This window comes from Virgibacillus sp. MG-45, assembly GCF_036409425.1.
Taxonomy (GTDB): Bacteria; Bacillota; Bacilli; order Bacillales; family Amphibacillaceae; genus LDC-1.
The window spans coordinates 205,351-225,999 of sequence record NZ_JAXOFU010000003.1 but is presented as its reverse complement, the minus strand read 5'-3'; the positions used below and the strand labels follow the sequence as shown (position 1 = coordinate 225,999).

General features: G+C 37.9%; 26 protein-coding genes, 1 tRNA gene and 1 other RNA gene. 6 read left to right on the top strand and 22 right to left on the bottom strand.

What is annotated here, in order from left to right; translation table 11 throughout:
• Nucleotides 1-56: 56 nt before the first annotated feature.
• From yabA to ffs, 14 genes are all read right to left on the bottom strand, one after another.
• Nucleotides 57-383, bottom strand: a complete 327-nt coding sequence (gene yabA, locus SPK86_RS05190) for a DNA replication initiation control protein YabA (RefSeq protein ID WP_443089760.1) — start codon at nt 381-383, stop codon at nt 57-59.
• A 50-nt stretch (nt 384-433) separates the two neighbouring features.
• Nucleotides 434-1,261: a PSP1 domain-containing protein gene (locus SPK86_RS05185; protein WP_284140704.1), complete on the bottom strand. Its 828-nt coding sequence runs from the start codon at nt 1,259-1,261 to the stop codon at nt 434-436.
• 5 nt (nt 1,262-1,266) lie between these two features.
• Nucleotides 1,267-2,256 carry a DNA polymerase III subunit delta' gene (gene holB / locus SPK86_RS05180; protein ID WP_284140703.1) on the bottom strand — a complete coding sequence of 330 codons (990 nt, stop codon included), beginning with the start codon at nt 2,254-2,256 and terminating at the stop codon, nt 1,267-1,269.
• A 54-nt stretch (nt 2,257-2,310) separates the two neighbouring features.
• Nucleotides 2,311-2,751 carry a YaaR family protein gene (locus SPK86_RS05175; protein WP_284140702.1) on the bottom strand — a complete coding sequence of 147 codons (441 nt, stop codon included), beginning with the start codon at nt 2,749-2,751 and terminating at the stop codon, nt 2,311-2,313.
• A gap of 32 nt (nt 2,752-2,783) precedes the next feature.
• Nucleotides 2,784-3,113, bottom strand: a complete 330-nt coding sequence (locus SPK86_RS05170) for a cyclic-di-AMP receptor (RefSeq protein WP_284140701.1) — start codon at nt 3,111-3,113, stop codon at nt 2,784-2,786.
• A 16-nt stretch (nt 3,114-3,129) separates the two neighbouring features.
• Nucleotides 3,130-3,765: a dTMP kinase gene (gene tmk, locus SPK86_RS05165; protein ID WP_284140700.1), complete on the bottom strand. Its 636-nt coding sequence runs from the start codon at nt 3,763-3,765 to the stop codon at nt 3,130-3,132.
• Nucleotides 3,766-3,842: 77 nt separating this feature from the next.
• Nucleotides 3,843-5,267, bottom strand: coding sequence for an aminotransferase class I/II-fold pyridoxal phosphate-dependent enzyme (locus tag SPK86_RS05160; protein WP_330948800.1), 1,425 nt, complete (start codon nt 5,265-5,267; stop codon nt 3,843-3,845).
• A gap of 185 nt (nt 5,268-5,452) precedes the next feature.
• Nucleotides 5,453-5,647 carry a sigma factor G inhibitor Gin gene (locus SPK86_RS05155; RefSeq protein WP_284140698.1) on the bottom strand — a complete coding sequence of 65 codons (195 nt, stop codon included), beginning with the start codon at nt 5,645-5,647 and terminating at the stop codon, nt 5,453-5,455.
• A 124-nt stretch (nt 5,648-5,771) separates the two neighbouring features.
• Nucleotides 5,772-6,038, bottom strand: coding sequence for a pro-sigmaK processing inhibitor BofA family protein (locus tag SPK86_RS05150; protein ID WP_284140697.1), 267 nt, complete (start codon nt 6,036-6,038; stop codon nt 5,772-5,774).
• 236 nt (nt 6,039-6,274) lie between these two features.
• Entirely contained in the window at nt 6,275-6,493 is a 219-nt protein-coding gene (locus SPK86_RS05145) for a DUF2508 family protein (protein ID WP_284140696.1), read from the bottom strand.
• A 15-nt stretch (nt 6,494-6,508) separates the two neighbouring features.
• A complete protein-coding gene (gene recR, locus SPK86_RS05140; RefSeq protein ID WP_284140695.1) occupies nt 6,509-7,105 on the bottom strand; it encodes a recombination mediator RecR in 597 nt (198 codons plus the stop codon).
• Nucleotides 7,106-7,116: 11 nt separating this feature from the next.
• On the bottom strand, nt 7,117-7,437 hold the full coding sequence (locus SPK86_RS05135; RefSeq protein ID WP_284140694.1) for a YbaB/EbfC family nucleoid-associated protein: 321 nt from the start codon (nt 7,435-7,437) through the stop codon (nt 7,117-7,119).
• Between the two features lie 49 nt (nt 7,438-7,486).
• Complete coding sequence (dnaX, locus tag SPK86_RS05130; protein ID WP_284140750.1) at nt 7,487-9,169, bottom strand: DNA polymerase III subunit gamma/tau; 1,683 nt, start codon at nt 9,167-9,169, stop codon at nt 7,487-7,489.
• Between the two features lie 200 nt (nt 9,170-9,369).
• Nucleotides 9,370-9,634: signal recognition particle sRNA large type (gene ffs, locus SPK86_RS05125), an RNA gene on the bottom strand.
• A 230-nt stretch (nt 9,635-9,864) separates the two neighbouring features.
• Between ffs and SPK86_RS05120 the strand changes: the two genes are divergently transcribed.
• Nucleotides 9,865-10,608 (top strand): SAM-dependent methyltransferase, encoded by a 744-nt coding sequence (locus tag SPK86_RS05120; protein WP_330948799.1) that lies wholly within the window; start codon nt 9,865-9,867, stop codon nt 10,606-10,608.
• A gap of 129 nt (nt 10,609-10,737) precedes the next feature.
• Here SPK86_RS05120 and SPK86_RS05115 read toward each other — a convergent pair whose 3' ends face one another.
• Both SPK86_RS05115 and tadA read right to left on the bottom strand, forming a co-directional pair.
• Nucleotides 10,738-11,196 carry an NUDIX hydrolase gene (locus SPK86_RS05115; protein ID WP_284140692.1) on the bottom strand — a complete coding sequence of 153 codons (459 nt, stop codon included), beginning with the start codon at nt 11,194-11,196 and terminating at the stop codon, nt 10,738-10,740.
• Nucleotides 11,197-11,236: 40 nt separating this feature from the next.
• Nucleotides 11,237-11,713 carry a tRNA adenosine(34) deaminase TadA gene (gene tadA, locus SPK86_RS05110; protein ID WP_284140691.1) on the bottom strand — a complete coding sequence of 159 codons (477 nt, stop codon included), beginning with the start codon at nt 11,711-11,713 and terminating at the stop codon, nt 11,237-11,239.
• Nucleotides 11,714-11,801: 88 nt separating this feature from the next.
• Here tadA and SPK86_RS05105 point away from each other — a divergent pair, with 88 nt between their 5' ends.
• Nucleotides 11,802-12,335 (top strand): cysteine hydrolase family protein, encoded by a 534-nt coding sequence (locus SPK86_RS05105; protein WP_284140690.1) that lies wholly within the window; start codon nt 11,802-11,804, stop codon nt 12,333-12,335.
• Between the two features lie 101 nt (nt 12,336-12,436).
• The gene (locus SPK86_RS05100) at nt 12,437-13,729 is read left to right on the top strand and encodes a glycoside hydrolase family 18 protein (RefSeq protein WP_284140689.1); all 1,293 of its coding nucleotides are present in this window, start codon (nt 12,437-12,439) and stop codon (nt 13,727-13,729) included.
• Between the two features lie 131 nt (nt 13,730-13,860).
• On the opposite strand, the gene SPK86_RS05095 is transcribed toward SPK86_RS05100, so the two are convergent.
• Nucleotides 13,861-14,373 (bottom strand): type 1 glutamine amidotransferase domain-containing protein, encoded by a 513-nt coding sequence (locus SPK86_RS05095; protein WP_284140688.1) that lies wholly within the window; start codon nt 14,371-14,373, stop codon nt 13,861-13,863.
• A 307-nt stretch (nt 14,374-14,680) separates the two neighbouring features.
• Nucleotides 14,681-15,064, bottom strand: a complete 384-nt coding sequence (locus SPK86_RS05090) for a RidA family protein (RefSeq protein ID WP_284140687.1) — start codon at nt 15,062-15,064, stop codon at nt 14,681-14,683.
• 105 nt (nt 15,065-15,169) lie between these two features.
• On the opposite strand from SPK86_RS05090, the gene SPK86_RS05085 reads away from it, so the two are divergent.
• Nucleotides 15,170-15,508 (top strand): winged helix-turn-helix transcriptional regulator, encoded by a 339-nt coding sequence (locus SPK86_RS05085; RefSeq protein WP_284140686.1) that lies wholly within the window; start codon nt 15,170-15,172, stop codon nt 15,506-15,508.
• Between the two features lie 180 nt (nt 15,509-15,688).
• Here the strand turns inward: SPK86_RS05085 and acsA are convergent, their stop codons facing one another.
• From acsA to SPK86_RS05070, 3 genes are all read right to left on the bottom strand, one after another.
• Entirely contained in the window at nt 15,689-17,410 is a 1,722-nt protein-coding gene (gene acsA / locus SPK86_RS05080) for an acetate--CoA ligase (RefSeq protein WP_330948798.1), read from the bottom strand.
• Between the two features lie 281 nt (nt 17,411-17,691).
• Entirely contained in the window at nt 17,692-18,447 is a 756-nt protein-coding gene (locus SPK86_RS05075; RefSeq protein WP_284140684.1) for a class I SAM-dependent methyltransferase, read from the bottom strand.
• Nucleotides 18,448-18,665: 218 nt separating this feature from the next.
• Nucleotides 18,666-18,738, bottom strand: a tRNA-Arg gene (locus SPK86_RS05070).
• 147 nt (nt 18,739-18,885) lie between these two features.
• On the opposite strand from SPK86_RS05070, the gene SPK86_RS05065 reads away from it, so the two are divergent.
• Together SPK86_RS05065 and SPK86_RS05060 are read left to right on the top strand one after the other, a co-directional pair.
• Nucleotides 18,886-19,530: a deoxynucleoside kinase gene (locus tag SPK86_RS05065; protein ID WP_284140683.1), complete on the top strand. Its 645-nt coding sequence runs from the start codon at nt 18,886-18,888 to the stop codon at nt 19,528-19,530.
• 79 nt (nt 19,531-19,609) lie between these two features.
• Nucleotides 19,610-20,293, top strand: a complete 684-nt coding sequence (locus SPK86_RS05060) for a deoxynucleoside kinase (protein ID WP_284140682.1) — start codon at nt 19,610-19,612, stop codon at nt 20,291-20,293.
• 54 nt (nt 20,294-20,347) lie between these two features.
• Here SPK86_RS05060 and SPK86_RS05055 read toward each other — a convergent pair whose 3' ends face one another.
• On the bottom strand, nt 20,348-20,644 hold the full coding sequence (locus tag SPK86_RS05055; protein WP_284140681.1) for a hypothetical protein: 297 nt from the start codon (nt 20,642-20,644) through the stop codon (nt 20,348-20,350).
• Nucleotides 20,645-20,649 lie beyond the last annotated feature (5 nt).

Genomic DNA, 20,649 nt, shown 5'->3' with positions numbered 1-20,649 from the left:
CAGAAAAAGCTGTCTCTAGCCCTATAAAACGACTCGGAGACAGCTTCTATTATAATCTATTTAGTTTTGCTTAGGAAATCAAGGCAAAACATACAATCTTCATTACGTCGTGGACTTCCAAACTCAAGATTGCAAATATGGAAGCCTTCATCGTATAGGCGAGCAAGGTTATCATACCCTTCTCCTGGTGGTGCTCCCTTTACCGCTTGATCATGCAATACCGAAGAATCCCCTATTTCGTTTGTATCCTTTCTTTCGCCATCTAGTCGATTTCGCAGATGTCGATTTTCCATTTCCAAACGATGGTTTTCCTCTAGTAAATCACTTAGGTTATTTTTTAAACTACCAAGTCGCTTATGCAACTCGCCAAGCTGTTTTTCCATATCTGTTACTTGATCAAATAATTGTCTTTTGCTCACGCCTCTTCACCCCACTATTCTGTGGCTTGCGCTGTAATAATCCCTTCTTCAATCAGTTCATCTACGGTGTATTCAACAACTCGCTCCTGATCGGTTACTTCAATTTGAATGAGTTTTTCAAGAATATTTAATCCTACAACTTGTCCTGCTCCATACGGTGTTTTCACGCGCTGACCAACATCTGGAAGCTGTCGTTTCGCTTCCTCATACTGATCATTTTCATATTTTAAACAGCACATCAACCGGCCACATAGCCCCGAAATTTTTGCTGGATTTAATGATAAATTTTGATCCTTGGCCATCTTTATCGATACAGGTTCAAAATCACCTAAAAACGTAGAACAGCATAGCATGCGTCCACATGGACCAATACCACCAAGCATCTTTGCTTCGTCTCGGACACCGATTTGTCGTAGCTCAATCCTTGTTTTGAACTGCGCGGCCAAATCCTTCACCAAATTACGAAAATCAACGCGTCCATCAGCTGTAAAGTAAAAAATAATCTTATTACGATCAAATGTAAACTCTACATCTACTAGATTCATTTCTAATTGATGCTGTCCTATTTTTTCTGAACAAGTTTGAAAAGCTTTTGCCGCATAACCTTTATTTTCGTTAACGATTGCCTTATCTTCCTCTGTAGCAATTCGAATAACTTGTTTTAAAGGTAGTACCACATCTTCTTCATCTACTTGCTTTCTAGCTATAACAACCCTTCCAAATTCAATACCTCTCACTGTCTCAACAATGACATAGTCATCATGATTAATTTGGAAATTAGAAGGATCAAAATAATATATTTTACCCGCTTTCTTAAAGCGGACGCCAATCACTTCTACCATTATTGTCACCTCTGAATTTGAAGTGTAAGTTGTTCCATTACTAACGTTGGGTGAACATTTTGTTTGATACTTCGCTTTGCCTGTAACAACTGCTGCAATATAATTGCCAATTGTTCCTGAGAAAAATGCATCGCCAAGCGTTCAAGCCGCTCATCTCCAGCTTGAAAACAAACAATGGCTGCTTCATTCCCAATATGAAAGTAGAGAACATCTCGAAATGCAAGCAATAATAAATCCAAGCCTTGCTCATGCTGCTCCCTATCTTTAAAATGAGCGAGCCAGTGGCGATGAATAAATAAATATACATCATCTGGATTAATTGCAAACATTTCTACTAATTGTACCACTAACTTTCGTGCTTCGGCAAACCAATCGTCACTTAGTAACCGCGTTGCTTCATTTAAATCGTTCGTTAAAGCACGCATAAATACAGCATTTCCTTCAGATACGCCCGATTCTACTAATATTTCATAGAAAAGTGTTGGGCTTAAAGGCTGTAAATCAATCACCTGACACCTCGAGCGAATTGTTGCAATAATTGCTTGACTATTTTCTGTTAGCATAATGGCAGTTGTCTTCTTATTCGGCTCTTCTAAAAACTTCAAAATTCGATTGGCGGCATTTAATGTTAACAATTCTGCACTTTGAATGATATACACCTTTTGATCGGACTCCAGTCCCGAATAGGTAAACTCTTTTTGTAAACGACGTACTTGTTCAATTTTAATCGATTGCCCTTCTGGTTCAATCCAGTGTACGTCTGGATGGTTTCGTGAATCAATACGCTTACACATGTTACAAGCATTACATGGTTCTATTCCAGTTTTCTGTTCACAAAATAACCCTTTCGCAAGCAATTGCGCGATTTCCCTTTTTCCCGTTCCACGTGCTCCCTGAATTAAGTAAGCATGTGAGATACGGTCTTTTTGGATACTATTCGTTATTATTCTACTTGCTAACGGTTGTACCTTTTCCATCTCTTCCCACGTTTTCATAAAACCATCCCTTACATTGTGCAGCATCACCTGTCAAAAAATAAAGACCTTATTTCATGTATATAAATTAATTAACAATCCTTTTATTTCTCCAATAAGCCCTAATAAATCAACCATTTTTCTTTCATCGCTTAAAACAGTTTCCGTTAATTCCACTAATTTTTCATCCACTTGCTTTACAGTGATTAGTTTTTGACTTTGTCCAGATAACTGAAAGCTATGAGATTCTTCTAAATGCAGTCCATTTGTTACTGCTTCCTTTAGAAAAGACCTTACGAGACGTTTAAATTTCGCTAAATCACGAAAAGAGCGAAAGCGTGCAAGGCGATCTCCCTGCACGGTAATATCACTCATTAGTTTTTGAAGTTCAGCTTGCTGCAATTTACCTGCATGGGACTGAACCATTTGGTTAAATGGTTGTTTTCCTTCTGGTAGCGTACGCATATTCTTATTTGATGCGTCCAACTGTGCACGCATATCCTGCGAAATTTTCAAGCGCTCAGCCCCTTTCCTGTCTAACGAACGGTTTAAAAGTGATGAAAAGCTTCAATCGGTAATATAAAGACAGTGGCTCCGCCAACTTCTACTTTAACTGGCTTTGGAATATAGGAATCTGCATTTCCACCCATCGGTGATATAGGAGCTACCATTTGTTCACGCTGTGAGCAATTATCTCGAATAATCGTTAATGCATCGTCAACATATTCATCCTCACAGCCAATCATTAATGTTGTATTTCCTTCTTTTAAGAACCCACCTGTTGTTGCCAGCTTAGTTGTTTTAAAGTTCCCTTCACCCAACGCATCTGTCAATCGGTTAGAATCCTTATCCTGGATTACCGCAATGATCAATTTCATGGTCTTTTCCTCCTAATTATTTTTTTGCCTCTAAAAACGAAACAATTCGTTGGAACGCATCTTCTGCAACCTTCTCTTTTTCCTGATCGGCATCAATTACTTGAATACGGTCCGGAAATCGCTTTACTAATAGCTGATATGCTTCATAGACTTGTTCATGGAAGTGCAGCTTTTCTAAATCTAAACGATTTCTTTCTCTATTTTTATTCGCCTCAATACGCTCCAATCCCTTTTTTGGAGAAATATTAAAAAATAATGTTAGATCTGGCATCGCATCCTGTATTGCAAATTGATTAATTGCAAAAACTTCATCAATACCAAGCCCTCTCGCATAGCCTTGGTAAGCAAGACTACTATCAATAAAGCGGTCACACAGTACAATTTTCCCTTTTTCCAATGCTGGTAATACTTTTTCAACGAGATGCTGCCTCCGTGCAGCTGCATACAATAGCGCTTCGGTCCTGCCATCCATTGTGGTATGTATTGGATCTAGAATGATTTTGCGGATTTTTTCCGCGATGTCAATGCCACCTGGTTCACGTGTTAACAAAACTTCATATCCGTGTTTGTACAATTTTTCATTAATGACTTGCATGACTGTTGTTTTTCCGGCACCCTCGCCGCCTTCTAATGTAATAAAGTAGCCACTCACGTATTTTTCTCCTTACTTGCACATGTTCAAGCAGTTACTACTTTCATTTCTGTTGAACCGTATTTTCATTCTAGTTACTATTTTTCTTCAAATACGAGAATTCCTGTCTGTATATATTGATTTTGAAAGGTTGCACCTTTTTTTATAAGTGCTTCTACAAGCTTTGCATGTCTATTCGTAATCCGCTCTCCCTTAAGCACCAATGGGATACCTGGGGGATACGGGATTATTGCCTCTGCGGCTATATAATCGATACTCTGTTCCAAACGCATTCGCTTGGTTGGCAACATTCGCATTTCATTATACGTATATGCTAATTGTGCATAAGACTTTTGAAAAAGTCCGCTTATATCTATTGTAGCATGATTTGAACTTATTTTTAATCGTTGTCCAATTCTTTTTAATGCAAGCTTCACTTCATCCAATCGCATTAGCTCTCCTAATCCGTGAATAAACAAAATGTGTTTATGTGACGCCAACTCTGGGTAAATTCCTTCCTGCTCAAATAAGGCTGCAACTTCATAACCACTATGTCCCTGTTTCATCGTCAGCGTTATCTTTAGAGGATCACTTGTCTCTTCTACGAACCAATGCGTACTTTCTGCAAAATCCTCTTTTAGCTGTTGTGCACTTTGTAGGATGCGCGTTAGATCCTGCTTTGTCAATGAAGCTAAAAAAGCCCGAGCAATATCGAGTGATGCAAGCAATGGATAGGATGGACTACTTGATTGAAGCATTGATAAATAATATTGAATTTGATCTCGCGTAACAAAATCTGATTTTATATGTAGCCAAGACGCCATCGTCATTGCTGGTGCCATTTTATGTGCAGATTGAACAACGACATCTGCGCCAAGCTGAAGAGCAGATGGTGGAAATGGGTCTCCAAGTGCAAAATGCACACCATGTGCTTCATCTACTAAGACAGGGATTTGATATGCATGTGCACAGTCAATGAGTTCTTTTAATGCATACGTCTTCCCATAATAGTCTGGATAGGTCAAGACAACCCCTTTGGCATCAGGATGTGCCTGTAATGCCTCCGCTAATCCCTCTATAGATGGAGCTATATAGCGATCTGTTTGGGAATCAAACATTGGATTTAAAAATATAGGAGTAGCACCAGCAAGCTCTAATCCATTCGCAATTGACTTATGACTATTCCTTTGGACGATAAGCTTTTCTCCTGGACGACACATTGCTAGAATCGTTGCTAAATTACCAACGGTTGTTCCTCCTACTAAAAAAAACGTTTCGTCCGCATGAAAAAACGTCGCTGCACGCGTTTGTGCTTCCTTTATTATTTCGGTTGGCGCATGTAAATCATCGAGACCGGTTAATTCCGTGAAATCAATCGATAAAAGTGGACCAAACGTTGCTTTTGCAAAGTCCGGAAATACGGTTCCATTTTTATGTCCCGGAACGTGAAAAGAAATAGGATTCATTGCGCTAAACTCGCAAAGCCCTCGAAAAAGCGGAACATCATATGCTGTGTTTTTCATCTTCACTCTCTCCATTCTTCCTTAAGACTACCAAAAAACAAGTAAAAAATGAAAGATTCACATATAAAAGCGCATGCTTTACCCTTTCATACAATATGGAACCTGTTTAGAACATAAGATTAAATCGCTTTATCGACAATAAAAAAGGTCTATTGCAGCTTGCTCGCAAAGACCGGGGAATCGTTCTATGAAAAAAGGGTAGGTTGATTCATATTTTTTAATTTTTGCAGATAATATCGATACTTTTCCTCTCGCGGCTCGGTATGAATCATATTATATTCACATTCGCAGCAAATAAACATGGTGTAGAGATGAATGCCAGCTTCCTTCTTTTCTTCACAAATACCGCAGTATTCCATTTCATTTACGTGCTTGTCCATTTTCCCACCTCCGTTAATCTAGCATTTCCAAATCTAACGGATTTATACAGGAAACTTTGAAATTTTTTTCATAGCTTTTTAATTTTTGCTTTAGCCTATAAGAACTGGGGTTTATAAAATTCACTCAAATAAATACAAACAAATGAATAGCTGCCAACGAAGCAACGCCAAACAAACCAAGAAAGCCAGCAATAAGTACTGTAAACACATTAATCGGAACATGGAGGCCAATCGCGCCACCTAGTACATTTAAGAAAAACAAAAACAAAACGCCAATTGCTAGTTTTACTGCACCTTGTCCAATCCACTTCATTGGCTTAACTGGTGCACCTATAAATAACAATAGAATAATCATTCCAACCATAATTGAAATCACAATTGTGGAACTCATTTTATCCAACTCCTCTTTCTTGTTTGACCTATACTACTATGTATGAACAAGAAACAAGAAAAAGAACCGAATGACGCTAGATTTGAAGATGATCGTTCATGCAAAAGAGGTTGTAACAGAAGCTTTTTCAAACTGCGATGCGATTATTCGTATTTAAAAACAAATGCTCTTGGTTTGTCTCATATTTCTCTTATCCATAAAAAAAAGACAGGGACTCCTGTCTTTTGAAAATCTAGTTATTTATCATATCGGATGGCACTTATTTTACGATGCCTTGCCTCACGTAACAAAAATGTATATTTCGCCAATGCTAATGCTTCACTATTCTTTCCCTCAATGGTTGGTTCAATGCTTTTACTTACAATAGCACGTATTTGCTTCCAGTCATGCTCCACTGTGAAAAAGGCATCTAATAGTTGACGATCAATATCTCTTTTTTTTAGTTTCTTCCCCATGCTGTCACCTAAATTCTACAGTTCTCTTCTTCCTTCAAGTGCTTTTGATAATGTAACTTCATCTGCATATTCCAAATCACCACCGACAGGCAATCCATGTGCAATTCTTGTCGTACGAACGCCTGAAGGCTTTATAAGACGTGAAATATACATCGCCGTCGCTTCACCTTCAATCGTTGGATTCGTGGCTAAAATAAGCTCTTTTACTTCTTCATCCTTTAAACGATTTAATAATGAAGGTACATTAATATCCTCAGGTCCAATTCCATCCATTGGTGAAATCGCTCCATGTAACACATGGTATTTCCCATGATATTCCTTCATTTTTTCCATGGCAATTACATCTTTAGGATCCTGTACTACACAAATTACCGATACATCTCTCGTTGAATCCTGACAAATCAAGCATGGATCTTGGTCCGTAATATGACCACATACGGAACAATGTGTTAATTCACGCTTTGCATTAACGAGTGATTGGGCAAATTCCATCACATCGTCTTCCTTCATATTCAAAACAAAAAACGCCAGTCGGACAGCGGTTTTTGGTCCGATTCCTGGCAATTTTGTAAAGCTGTCAATTAGCTTAGAAATTGGTTCCGGATAATACATCGTCGTTCCTCCTAGAACATGCCTCCACCAGGTAATCCTTTCGTGAATTGCCCCATCGTAGCATTTGTTTTTTCATCTACTTGGTTTAGCACGTCATTGGTAGCTGCTAAAATTAAATCTTGAAGCATCTCGATATCATCAGGATCTACAACTTCTTCTTTAATTTGCACATCGGTAATTTCTTTCTTCCCGTTTGCAGTTACGGTTACCATGCCGCCTCCTGCCGTTGCTTCAAATGTCATTTCAAAAAGCTCTTCTTGAGCCTGTAGCATCTTTTTTTGCATCTTCTGCATTTGCTTCATCATATTACCCATATTTCCCATACCTTTCATGGAAAACGCCTCCTTTAAATTGTAAAGTTGTTTTAATTAAATACAATTGTTAATCATGAATTTGTAATAAATCATCGCCAACTAACTTACGCGCTTCTTCAACGAGCGGATCTTTCTTTGCTGCTTCCTGTGGAGATTCTTGCTCTTGTTTTTTAACATATTCGTTTCGTAATTCCTTCCAATTATGAATTGGAATTGGAATCATGGTCATTTGTTTGTTTAATACCCCTGCTAAGACCGATTCAACTAACTGTTGATTGTCCAAAAACAAGGAGCAATGTATTTCATACTTAAATGCGACAATAATCGTTTTGTCTGATGCGGCAACCGGTTTAGAATCTTGAACCGTTGCATGTGCTGGTGCACTCGTTGATTTTAATTTATTCAAGAAAGCGGCCCATTGTGTTTGCACCTGCTTTAATTGATCCTTCTCCGCACCCTGTAAGCAAAGTCGGATTTTCTCAAATGGCACCTTAAAGCTATTCTTCGTTGGGCGTGGCTGTCTTTTCTTCGATTCAGAAGGAGCAGATTCATGAAAGCTTCCTTTTGATTGCTTTAATGCTTCCAATTCTTTTTCCAACTGAGCAAGCTTATGTGTCAATGCTGTGATTGCCTCAGAATCTTCAACAGGCTGCGTCGTTTGCTCTTGATAGCGATTCGTTATTGAAATAAGTGTTATTTCAATATATACCTTCGGATTATTCGTCCATTTAATTTCCTGTTGACATGCATTTAACTGCATCATGGCATCTTGAATCCAGGCTTCTGACACTTCTTGCGCAAGCTGCTTAAACGTGTCATCAATCATTGCTCGCTCAAGAATACCTTCTAGTGAAGGAGCACTTTTATACAAAAGTAGATCACGTAAGAAATAAATTAAATCATAGATAAAGCGACCCGGATCCTTGCCATTTTGAATCATGTCATCAAGTAGCTTTAATCCTTGTTGGATATCATGTGCATACATCGATTGAACGATGGCGGTCAGCGTTTTTTGCGATACGCCTCCCGTCACAGCAAGCACATCCTCCAAACCGACCTGCTCATCACTATACGAAATAGCCTGATCCAAAATACTTAGCGCATCACGCATTCCACCTTCCGCAGCAAGTGCGATCGCATCCTGTGCTTCAGTGGTTACAGAAATTCCTTCTTGCTCGATAATATGCTGCATGCGTGTCACAATTGCCTGATTTGAGATAGGCTTGAAATCAAACCGTTGGCAGCGTGAAATGATGGTTAATGGTATTTTGTGTGGTTCTGTCGTGGCTAAAATAAATACAACATGCTTTGGTGGTTCTTCTAATGTTTTTAACAATGCATTAAACGCATTCACCGAAATCATATGCACTTCATCAATAATATACACTTTATATGGAACGGAGCTAGAAGCGTACTTTACATTATCACGAATTTCCCGGATATCATCTACACTTGTATTCGATGCTGCATCAATTTCAATCACATCCGAGATCGAACCATCCTGAATTCCTCTACAAGCAGCACATGTATTACACGGCTCTTTTACTGGAGCATGCTCACAATTAATAGCCTTCGCAAAAATCTTCGCCGCACTCGTTTTTCCTGTTCCACGGGGTCCAGAAAAAATATAAGCATGCGAAAATTTATTTTCAACGATGGCATTTTGCAATGTTCTTGTTATATGCGATTGACCGGCAACGTCTGCAAAGGTTCTTGGACGCCATTTACGGTATAATGCCTGATAGCTCATCATACACGTTCCTCTCCATAGTTTCCTTCTAATTATATCCTATTTGGTTGGTTCATGTGAACCTTTAACCTGATTTCGTATTGTTACGTTATTAAAAATAGTGTATCTTCAATCGAATAACCGTTCTTCTCTTTATTCCTATAGAAAAAATCACTCCCTACCGATTTTGGCAAGAAGTGATTCGTTCACAATTATGTATACCGTGCACCTAACGTCGATGCAACTTCCCCATGCGTTACTTAAGTTCATGGCTCAGTCTAGGTAACCCTACGGCACACAGAAAAGACCACTTACTGCTGCTTCCTTCCGGACCTGACAGGGTTCATGGGTTTCTGTTGCGCAGGACCTAAACGTCAACACCAATTCCTTAAGGCAGACCATGAGGCAGCCCACCTCGGTTAGGAATTCGGCCTCGCTATAGCGGATTGCGAGTACAGGGCACCGCTACCTCCCCGCTTAGCACGGTACTAATCATTATACTTTTTTCATACATAAAATGCAATGACTAATGAAGAGTTGGTTCTAATTTACAGGAAAGGTTTGCATTGACTTTCCCATTAAAATAAGTATTAATGAAAGAGAGGGAAAAATGAATTTCCCCTATTTTTTAATCTATGGAGGTTATTATGTTTTTACTTTATTTATCTATTTCATTTTAAAACCAACCTGTTAAAAATAAAGTGAGGTGTTTTAAAATGAATTGGGTTAACAACTTTTACGAAAAACAATTTTCCATTCTAAAAGATGGATCAAAAATAACAGCGTATCATAAAAACCTAGTAACAGAATTAGAAAAACAAGTAAACAAACCTATTCAGACGATTTTGGAGTTAGGAGCAGGTTCAGGTGAGCTAGCAATCACAGCAGCACAAGAGGGCTACCACGTTACTGCAATTGAGCTTATTCCTTCGATTGTGAAGCATATGGAGGAGCAAGCAAAGCAAACTAATTTAAATGGCAGTCTTACACCAATCTGTGGTGATTTTTATACGGTAGACGTACCTGCTTCATTTGATGTCGTCCTTTATCTTGATGGCTTTGGTGTTGGAAGTGATCAAGATCAAAAAAGATTGTTACAACGAATCGCATCATGGTTAAAACCAGATGGGTGTGCACTCATTGATATTTATAGTCCATGGTACTGGATTAAAGCTGCTGGACAGCAGATGAAGATCGGCGAAGCATTTCGTAAATATGATTATGATTCTGAAGAAATGCGCATGATTGATACATGGTGGACAGATTCTGAAGAAGAAGCATTTTATCAATCGCTTCGCTGCTATGGACCCGCTGACCTCAAGCTACTCTTGGAAAACACTGGCTTAGAGCTAGTTGGTTTTATCCCAGGAGGCGGGTTAGATTATGATACGATGGAATATCATGAGAAAGTTCCATTAAACGAAGCAATGTCTTATCGCGTAAAGCTCATGAAGCGTTGAATTTTCTTGTAAAGAAGAGACTTCCATTAAAAGATATCAGAACCAATTTATAATATTAACGTACGAAACCGACTTTATTGAAAGTCGGTTTCATACTTTTCTGGATGATTAATTGGTTTAATTTCCTTTTTATGCAAAGGGGTTTTTAAAATCTATGTAATCCATAATAAATCTTCTATACTCGTCAGTTAATGTATCAGGTAACTGTTGAAGTCCAACATACTCCACTTTTACGGACTCGCGATAATCGATATTCATTTGTCCACTCACATCTCTCGTATAATATACAGCGGTTAAGGAATATAACTCATCCCCATTTTCAACTTTTAAATAATATTCAGATCCAGAATATACATGAAGTAACTTCAAGTTTTCTATGGTTAATCCTGTTTCTTCAAATATTTCTCTTTTTGCTACTTCTTCAAAGCTTTCACCTAAATCCATTAAACCGCCAGGCAACCCCCAATTTCCATCTCTTCTTTTTTGCAATAGCACTTCTTCTTTTTCATTTACAATAATGACAACAGAACCAGGTAATATAATCGGTCTATGCCCTACATATTGGCGCAAATATTTATAGTATTCCAATACGATCCCCTCCTTGTATCATATGGAACGGGTATACCCCCTATTTTTTCCGTTTACGTAATGCACGAAAAAAATCGGTTAATAGCTGACTGCATTCCGCTTCAAGCACACCAGTCGTCAATTCTACTTGATGGTTAAAGCGTTCATCGTCAAGCAAGTTCATCATTGTCCCTGCACAGCCTGCTTTTGGATCAGAGGCACCATAAACAACACGCTTTATTCGCGATTGGACGATAGCACCTGCACACATTGGACAGGGCTCTAGCGTCACATATAATGTACAATCTTCTAACCGCCATGTTCCAAGCTTTTTATTTGCTGCTTGAATAGCAATCAATTCTGCATGCGATAGTGTCTCCTGTGATGTTTCACGAACGTTATAGCCTCGGGCAATGATTTCATCCTTATAAACGATAATAGCTCCAATTGGGACTTCATCGATTTGGGCTGCTTTTTTCGCTTCCTCTATTGCTTCATACATCATTTTTTCATCATTTATTGTTATATTATCATTCATTTTTACTCCAACGCCTTATTATAAGTTTTTAATGCTGCCGATTCGGATATTACTAAGTAATGACTTTCACTAGGAAAGAGGGATAATCATGTTTCATTACGATGAGCATAGTGCTGTATTATTTGTTGATATGATAAATACCTTTGATTTTGATGGTGGTGAAAAGCTTTTAAAGCATACCGAACAAATATTACCTAACCTCGTAAAACTAAAAAAATTTGCCCATCAACACAAGCTTCCTGTTATCTATGTTAATGATCACTATGGTATCTGGCAAGCGGATTTACATAAAATCATCGCGCATTGCCACAATGAACAGAGTAAAAACGTAATAGATGCTTTAAAACCGGAAGCGGATGATTATTTTCTCATTAAACCACAGCATTCCGCATTTTTCCAAACACCACTTCAATCTCTGCTACATGAATTAGGAAAAAAACATTTAATTATGGCGGGAATTGCAGGAGACATTTGTTTGTTATTTACCGCAAAGGATGCTTATATGTACCAATACAAGCTAACGGTTCCTGGAAATTGCATGGCTTCTGAAGAAAAGGAAGGAAATGATTACGCCCTCTACCTCATGCATTCTGTCATGAAAGCAGAAATCGATTCGATTTAATCGCATATCCCCTTCTTTCCATTCATACAATGATAGTAGTCCGCCGAATGTGTTTCCAGTTCGGCATTCATCTAGGATGAGACTTAGAAGGAGGGGTTTGCATGCAAATCCACGTTGTGAAACAAGGAGAAACTATTAACGCAATCGCAAATACATACCGAATCACCGCAAAAGCAATTATTGATGCCAATGAATTAGAAGCTCCGAATAATCTAGTTGTTGGTCAGGCACTTGTCATTCCTATAATTGGACAGTTTTATTTTGTTCAGCCCGGAGAAAGCTTATTTACAATTGCCAATAAATTTGGCCTCACGTATCAAGAGCTTGCACGCATTAATCAAATTCCCGTAACAATGACATTACAGGTTGGATTACGTCTATACATTCCTCCGCTTCCAAAACGAGAAATCACCTCAAACGCCTATGTCGAACCACTCGGAGAAAGCGTGTCAGAAACCCTCATTAATTCTGCTACAAAAAATGCACCATACTTAACCTATCTTGCTCCTTTTAGCTATCGTGTTAATCGAGATGGAACATTAAACGCCCCTCCGCTTGATAACTTTAAGCAAATTGCAGCTTCGAATAAAGCAGCTTTAATGATGGTTATCACGAACTTAGAAGGCGCAGCATTTAGCACCGAACTAGGTCATATTATTTTAACCGTTCAAGCAGTTCAAAACACGATGCTTGATTCCATCATTAATGTAGCGAAGGAAGTCGGATTTACGGATGTACATTTTGATTTCGAGTTTTTACCAAAAGAAGATCGGGAAGCATACAATACGTTTTTGCGTAAAGCAAAAGAACGTCTAGCTCAAGCTAATTTACTGCTTTCTACCGCGTTAGCACCGAAAACAAGTGCCACTCAAAAAGGAATTTTATATGAAGCACATGATTATGCCGCACATGGCGAGATTGTTGATTTCGTTGTACTAATGACATATGAATGGGGCTACAGTGGTGGACCGCCACTTGCTGTTTCACCAATTAATGAGGTTCGTAAGGTGGTTAATTATGCGTTAACAGAAATGCCAGCAAATAAAATAATGCTTGGTCAGAATTTATATGGCTATGATTGGACATTGCCATTTCAGCCTGGCGGGAATCCCGCTCGAGCCGTTAGTCCACAACGTGCAATTGCGATTGCAAGAGAAAATAACGTTGCCATCCAGTATAATACAACAGCACAAGCACCTTTCTTTACTTATACAGACAAGGAAGGGAAAAAGCATGAGGTTTGGTTTGAAGATGCCCGTTCCATCCAAGCGAAATTTAATTTAATTAAAGAATTGAAGTTGCGCGGAATTAGTTATTGGAAGCTCGGATTGGCATTTCCACAAAATTGGCTGCTTTTAGAGGACAATTTTACAATTAAAAAACTCATCGAATAAGAAAATATATCGAAAAACATAAACGTGCCCTTGAAGTTTTTGGTTTAACTTCAAGGGCATTTTGCTTTATTTACGATTCGAAATCTATATTGAAAAAGCGTTTTTAAAGTGATTCCTACCTAAATGGCGTTTTATAATAGATTTAATGCTTCTCGATTGAATGCAGGAATATCATCTGGCTGGCGACTTGTTACAAGTTGATTTTGACATACGACTACTTCTTCATCTACAACCTTAGCACCTGCATATTCCATATCGACCTGAATTGACTTATAGCCCGTTGCTTTTCTGCCTTCTAATGTCTTTGCTGTAATTAATAACTGTGGTCCATGGCAAATTGCAAAAACAGGCTTCTTCTCATCCATAAAATGTTTTGTAAAAGATACAAACCGATCATCCCCGCGTAATTGATCAGGCGAGAATCCACCTGGAATAAACAACGCATCAAAATCGGATGGATTAACATCCGCAATTCCTTTTTCAATCGTAACTGTTGCTTCTTTATTTTTTCCTGTAACTTGTTTTCCTGTTTCTTTCCCGATGACCACTACTTCATGTCCATCTTCCTTGAAAGCCTTCGCGGGTGCGGTATATTCTACATCCTCAAACATATCCGTTAGTACACATGCTATTTTTTTACCCATTATGTTCATCCTCCTTCAAGAAATATTACATAGGAATTGTTCCCGAATCATATCCTTTTAAACATACTCTTCCAGAGGAGCATGTACGAAAAAGAGCTAGTACTCTTATGCGCTTATATAACATGAGGAAGCAAGAATACAAATATGAAATGATTCAATCCGTAGCTACAATATGATTCTAAAAACACATAAACCCCGAATAGGTTACCTTTATTATAAGTGTCCACTATTTGGGGTTTCGTTCAATCAAGTTGGTTTTCCTAATAAAAACGAGCAAAGCATATTCACTTTATTTTATATTGTATATTCAGTCGGTATGCGCGACAGCCCGAATTTCAATCAGTTGCTCAGGTGATGCCAAATAATTTACTCCAATAAGGCTACCAGCTGGTCGATGTTGTTCCACGTATTCCTTGAACAGCCTGAGAACTGGTTCAAAATGCTCTTGCGCATTTGTGAGATAAATATCCAAATAAGCGAGATTGGTCTTTGTAACACCAAATTCCTTAAGGACGCGATCGAGATTTTCAAGGGTTTGTCGGGTCTGTGCTTCGATATCACCTTCTCCTATAAACGCACCTTCCATATCATGGGAAAATTGCCCGGAAATGTAGATCATGCCGTTAACACTGTAACCTTGAGTAATACCGTGATCCCAAAGATTATGATCGTAGGTTTTAACATTCGTCATTTTTTTCTCTCCTTTACTTCAAAGTATATTCAGTATAAAATAAACGCAATGTTAAAAATAGTACGCACTTTTTTGATATGTACTATCAGAAAGGATAGTGTGAATATGGGAATGGCTGACTATAAAGAAACAGGTAACATTCAAAAGACACCTTTTGGCTATACAATGTCAGTGATTGGTGGAAAATGGAAGATGCTTATCATATACATCTTGGCAGAAAACCAACCAGTTCGCTTTAATGAGTTAAAAAGAAGAATAGGAGTTATTACCTTTAAAACGTTGAGTTCACAACTTAAAGAATTAGAAGCAAATGGGATGGTTATACGGAAAGAGTATCCTCAAGTCCCCCCTAAAGTTGAATACAGTCTCACACATAAAGCGGAAACTCTATTACCTGCTTTGGAACAGTTATGTGAATGGGGCATAAACAACCAAAATAGTTAAAGTTCTTCTTCATAGTTAATGAAATTAATAGATAATAAATCCTAGCATTAGGAGTTGCAAAAGAGTTTACTCAAAAATAAGAAAATCCAAATCAGATCGATTTGGATTTTCTTATTAATTATGCTTTTGTACGTTTTCCATCGAAACAGTACCTACTACCTTAAATCTAGCCATCTTTTCTTATTCCTCTAAGGTTGATGTATCTCCAGTTGGTAATCCAAGCTCCCACGATTTTAATAAACGACGCATAATTTTTCCGCTTCGTGTTTTAGGTATTGTATCCTTTACTTCTAATTCACGTGGTGCAGCATGCGCACTTAATCCTGTTTTAACAAACTGACGAATTTCTTCCAGTAACGCTGGTGTCTTTTCATATCCATCATTTAAGGTAATAAATGCTTTTATGATTTCTCCACGCTCTGGATCGGGTTTTCCAATGACCCCTGCTTCCGCTACTGCAGGATGTTCAATTAGCTTGCTTTCCACTTCAAATGGTCCAACACGCTCACCAGAGGTGTTAATGACATCATCCAGCCGTCCTTGAAACCAGAAATAGCCATCTTCATCTCGATAAGCACTATCTCCCGATACATACCAGCCATTCAGAAAATAACTTTCATATTTACCAGGGTTATTCCAAACTGCTCGCATCATCGCTGGCCAACCTGCTTTTATCGCGAGGTTCCCCATTTGATTTGGCGGGATTTCATTTCCTTCATTGTCTACAATCGAAGCTTCCACACCTGGAATCGGTTTTCCCATAGATCCCGGGCGAATTTCTTCTGATGGTAAATTCACAATCAATTGTGCACCTGTTTCCGTCATCCACCACGTATCATGAATACGTAAATCAAATGCTTTCATTCCCCATGTAATTACTTCTGGATTCAACGGTTCACCAACACTTAAAATATGCCGCAAAGCAGCTAAATCATAATTACTAGGTAAGTTTTCGCCTGCACTTACCATTTTACGTAAAGCAGTTGGTGCAGTATACCAAACGGAAACCTGATTTTTCTCTAATGTTTCATACCAGGATTCTGGTGTAAATCGCCCACCGCGAACAACATTCGTTACCCCTTTTAACCATGGTGCGAATATGCCATAGCTCGTACCTGTTACCCAGCCAGGATCTGCGGTACACCAATAAATGTCATCATCCTTTAAATCTAATACCCACTCTGCGGTTGCATACTGCTGAATCATGACATTATGAACATGGTATACTCCCTTTGGTTTCCCTGTTGACCCTGATGTATAATGCAGGAGTAATCCGTCCTCCCGATCTACCCATACGATGTCAAACGTATCAGATGCTGCGTCCATTTCAGTTTGATAATCGATATATTTTTCTGTAGTTGTTTTCTGGTCCTCACTACCTACGAGCACGATTTTCTCTAAATGAGGTAAATCAGCTTCAGGAACACGTTTTAAAAGTTCAGGTGTTGTAATTAATACCTTCGCCTCACTATCCTGCAAGCGGTCACGTACTGCCTGTTCCATAAATGCTTCAAATAATGGACCTGCAATAGCTCCAAGCTTAATAATGCCGAAAAATACAGCATAGAATTCTGGACTTCTTGGTAAAAATAGAAAAACACGATCTCCTTTTTTAACGTCATACTTTTTTAACACATTTGCAAACTTGTTACTTTCTCGCTTTAAATCAGCAAAAGTCATCTTTTCTTCGCGATCTGGTGCTGTATAAAGCAATGCAGTATGATCTTTTTTAGTTGGATTATCGGCATGCCGATCAATGGCTTCATAAGCAATATTTACTTTTCCTGTTTTGTGCCAGCTAAAGTGCTTATTTATATCTTCCCACGAAAAATTTTGTCGCATTTCTGCATAGTTTACTAGATTATGATTTCCTTTTTTTGCTGGTATGCGTTGCATGTCCATGCTATCACCTCAATTATATTTTTTGTAACCGAATACATTTCTGAATTAAGCTAAATTAACAAATTATTGAAACTTTTAGGTAAGTAATTTCTATTTTAGAACATTTTATGAACAAATTAAAGTAAAAAAATCTAGCATACTGGAAATAGGGTGGTATAGTTAACAGCCATACTTACTTAACCAGGGAAGTATTGTTTATTTAAAACAAATAAAAAACAGCCCTCTGCAAGTTGCAGAAGACTGTTATACGATACATCTTTAATTCTATTTATCTATCTTATCTACCGCACACCTTCAAATGTGATAATCCGTGTATCTTTCGTAGGACGCTTTTTATATGAGTATTCAGCAGAACAGGTTATATTAGAAAAACCTACTTTTTCCAATAAAAGCGTGAATTCCTCCACACCATACCAACGAAGTAAAAACCTTTGTAGTTCCGCATCTATTCGTTTACCATTTCGCCATTTCTCATATTTTAAATAAGATAATGTATATTGTTCTATCCAATTTATTTCAATAGACTTGCTCTCCAATAAAAGGCCTTCCTCGTTTGATGTAGGATATGTAACCGTCGAAATTTCTCCGGTCTTCCAATCAACAGGAAAAATCAAATCAATTATTACACGTCCACCTGGAATTAAATGCTTATAAAAACAATCAAGTGCATCCTTAGCATCCTCAAAGCTTTCTAGCAAGCAAAAGGATCCCGTTGGTATGACAATTACTTCATACTTATGAGGTAATTCAAACTGTCGAAGATTCCCCTCATAAAGATTGGGATTTAACCCTCGCTCATCGCATTGCTCTCGACACGACTTTAGCATAGCAGGAGAATAGTCAATCCCTTCAACCATATAACCCTGCTCTAGTAAAGGAATTAAAAATCTACCCGATCCAACTCCAGCTTCAAGGATCTTTTGATTCGTTCCCTTTAATCTTTCCATATAATATTCAATATCTCCACCTATTGAATATCCAATAGGCTTTGTAAGATTGTAGAGCTCCGTACTTAATTTTCCATAATAACTAAACAATTTCATTCCTCCATTGTTACGTGCGGAAGAACTTATATCATAATCCGCACCTTATTATTTTTAAAATATCGTAAGCAAATTGTCATTTCCATCACTCTCTCTTCTATAATTATTATAAATATATACTATTTTTCGAATTATAGGAAATAAATATTCATAAAAGACAAAAAAGAACAAGAGAAAGATTATTTCTCTTGTTCTTTATAATGCTATATATACGCCCCCGGCAGGATTCGAACCTGCGGCACACGGTTTAGGAAACCGATGCTCTATCCCCTGAGCTACGGGGGCAATCAAATGCGACAACTAATATTATACAAAAACCATACACTTTTGGAAAGCATCTCCGACTAAAGATCTAAAGACAGAGTACCTTAACAAGACCACTTATGGTAAAATAAATAACATCTGTATTATGCTTGGATTGGAGGAGTAGCTATGACAGGAGTTCCTTTTATTGCAATAGAAGGACCAATCGGAATCGGGAAAACATCCCTTGCAAAAAAACTTTCTGTCCAATTTGACTTTCATTTACTGAAAGAAATAGTGGAAGAGAACCCTTTTCTCGGTAAATTTTATGATGATATTGAAGCATGGAGCTTTCAAACAGAAATGTTCTTTTTATGCAATCGTTTTAAACAGCTTGAGGATATAGAAAAAAAATATCTTAACTTACAAAAGCCTGTTGTCGCAGATTATCACATTTCTAAAAACATGATTTTCGCACAACGAACATTGCAGGAAGATAAATTAGAGAAATATGAAGATATTTATCATATATTAACAAAGGATATGCCTGTGCCAAACATGATGATTTATTTGCACGGCAGTTTAGATACGATACTTAATCGCATTCGCCTCCGTGGGAGAGATGTAGAAAAGAACATTAAGGCTTCCTATCTCGCGCAGCTTGCTGAGGATTATGAAACGTATATGAATGCATTTGAACGGATGCATCCCGACATTCCCGTCATCCGTATTAATGGGGATAAGCTGGATTTCGTTAACCATCAGGATGATCTCGATCACATTATCCAGCAGGTGAACGACAATCTGAAGCATTCAAAAGTGACTTCAATATAAATTCTAATTTTTTGACGTATATAAAACAAGCTATCTCAAACTATCAGGTTTTTTATCATTTTAAAAAAGGGGAAGAACGATGAATTTACGAGAGAAATACCAAATCCCGAACGATAGCGTCATTACCATTGCTGGTACAGTTGGTGTAGGTAAATCAACACTGACTAATGCACTTGCTAATGCACTGCAATTCAAAACATCCTTTGAAAAGGTCGATACAAATCCTTATTTAGAGAACTTCTATGCTGATTTTGAACGGTGGAGCTTTCATTTACAAATCTATTTTTTAGCAGAACGTTTTAAAGAGCAAAAGAAAATATTTGAATATGGTGGCGGTTTTATTCAAGACCGTTCCATCTATGAAGATACAGGCATTTTTGCCAAGATGCATTTTGAGAATGGGACAATGTCCGCAACAGATTATGAAACATATACAAATTTATTTGAAGCGATGGTCATGACTCCATTCTTCCCACATCCTGATTTACTTATCTATTTAGAAGGAACCTTTGATGATGTAATCGATCGTATCAAGCTCCGTGGGAGACAAATGGAAAAAGATACACCAATTTCTTATTGGGAAGAAATGTACAAGCGGTACGATGATTGGATTAATAACTTTAATGCATGCCCAATATTACGAATTAATATTGCTGACTACGATCTCTTAGATACAGAAAGTTCCATTGAACCAATTCTAGAAAAAGTTGGTCATTTTATTCATCAATCTAGACATTGGAACAAAAGAGAACTTGTAAAATAAAAACATAAACAGCGCCTTGGTCTGCTCTCCTTCATTGGAGACAGACCATTTTTATTACCAATATGGCACCCGCTCCTTACTGAGTTTTGCAATAAAAGGATATATACCAAGCATGACTACAATTAAAAACAGCAGCAATCCGAAAAATTGCTTTATTGTCATGTCCACTAATAATTGGAAGATAAATATAATACCGATTGGTAATGTAAAATATAAAATACTTGCGAGAGTAATTGCAGAAGAATCATAATTTTCCCTTCCACAGAAAGGACAGGTTTTCGTTATGTGGTATGCATTTTTTAACGTCGTGCCATAGCTCCATGTCCTTCCACAATGGGCGCATACTGGCATTTCAC

Excerpts from the sequence above, each read along its gene's own strand:
- yabA (WP_443089760.1), bottom strand. The coding sequence starts at position 383 with ATGGAAAAACAGCTTGGCGAGTTGCATAAGCGACTTGGTAGTTTAAAA.
- SPK86_RS05185 (WP_284140704.1), bottom strand. The coding sequence starts at position 1,261 with ATGGTAGAAGTGATTGGCGTCCGCTTTAAGAAAGCGGGTAAAATATAT.
- holB (WP_284140703.1), bottom strand. The coding sequence starts at position 2,256 with ATGAAAACGTGGGAAGAGATGGAAAAGGTACAACCGTTAGCAAGTAGA.
- SPK86_RS05170 (WP_284140701.1), bottom strand. The coding sequence starts at position 3,113 with ATGAAATTGATCATTGCGGTAATCCAGGATAAGGATTCTAACCGATTG.
- SPK86_RS05160 (WP_330948800.1), bottom strand. The coding sequence starts at position 5,267 with ATGAAAAACACAGCATATGATGTTCCGCTTTTTCGAGGGCTTTGCGAG.
- SPK86_RS05155 (WP_284140698.1), bottom strand. The coding sequence starts at position 5,647 with ATGGACAAGCACGTAAATGAAATGGAATACTGCGGTATTTGTGAAGAA.
- SPK86_RS05150 (WP_284140697.1), bottom strand. The coding sequence starts at position 6,038 with ATGAGTTCCACAATTGTGATTTCAATTATGGTTGGAATGATTATTCTA.
- SPK86_RS05145 (WP_284140696.1), bottom strand. The coding sequence starts at position 6,493 with ATGGGGAAGAAACTAAAAAAAAGAGATATTGATCGTCAACTATTAGAT.
- recR (WP_284140695.1), bottom strand. The coding sequence starts at position 7,105 with ATGTATTATCCGGAACCAATTTCTAAGCTAATTGACAGCTTTACAAAA.
- SPK86_RS05135 (WP_284140694.1), bottom strand. The coding sequence starts at position 7,437 with ATGAAAGGTATGGGAAATATGGGTAATATGATGAAGCAAATGCAGAAG.
- dnaX (WP_284140750.1), bottom strand. The coding sequence starts at position 9,169 with ATGAGCTATCAGGCATTATACCGTAAATGGCGTCCAAGAACCTTTGCA.
- SPK86_RS05120 (WP_330948799.1), top strand. The coding sequence starts at position 9,865 with ATGAATTGGGTTAACAACTTTTACGAAAAACAATTTTCCATTCTAAAA.
- tadA (WP_284140691.1), bottom strand. The coding sequence starts at position 11,713 with ATGAATGATAATATAACAATAAATGATGAAAAAATGATGTATGAAGCA.
- SPK86_RS05105 (WP_284140690.1), top strand. The coding sequence starts at position 11,802 with ATGTTTCATTACGATGAGCATAGTGCTGTATTATTTGTTGATATGATA.
- SPK86_RS05100 (WP_284140689.1), top strand. The coding sequence starts at position 12,437 with ATGCAAATCCACGTTGTGAAACAAGGAGAAACTATTAACGCAATCGCA.
- SPK86_RS05095 (WP_284140688.1), bottom strand. The coding sequence starts at position 14,373 with ATGGGTAAAAAAATAGCATGTGTACTAACGGATATGTTTGAGGATGTA.
- SPK86_RS05090 (WP_284140687.1), bottom strand. The coding sequence starts at position 15,064 with ATGACGAATGTTAAAACCTACGATCATAATCTTTGGGATCACGGTATT.
- SPK86_RS05085 (WP_284140686.1), top strand. The coding sequence starts at position 15,170 with ATGGGAATGGCTGACTATAAAGAAACAGGTAACATTCAAAAGACACCT.
- acsA (WP_330948798.1), bottom strand. The coding sequence starts at position 17,410 with ATGGACATGCAACGCATACCAGCAAAAAAAGGAAATCATAATCTAGTA.
- SPK86_RS05065 (WP_284140683.1), top strand. The coding sequence starts at position 18,886 with ATGACAGGAGTTCCTTTTATTGCAATAGAAGGACCAATCGGAATCGGG.
- SPK86_RS05060 (WP_284140682.1), top strand. The coding sequence starts at position 19,610 with ATGAATTTACGAGAGAAATACCAAATCCCGAACGATAGCGTCATTACC.
- SPK86_RS05055 (WP_284140681.1), bottom strand. The coding sequence starts at position 20,644 with ATGCCAGTATGCGCCCATTGTGGAAGGACATGGAGCTATGGCACGACG.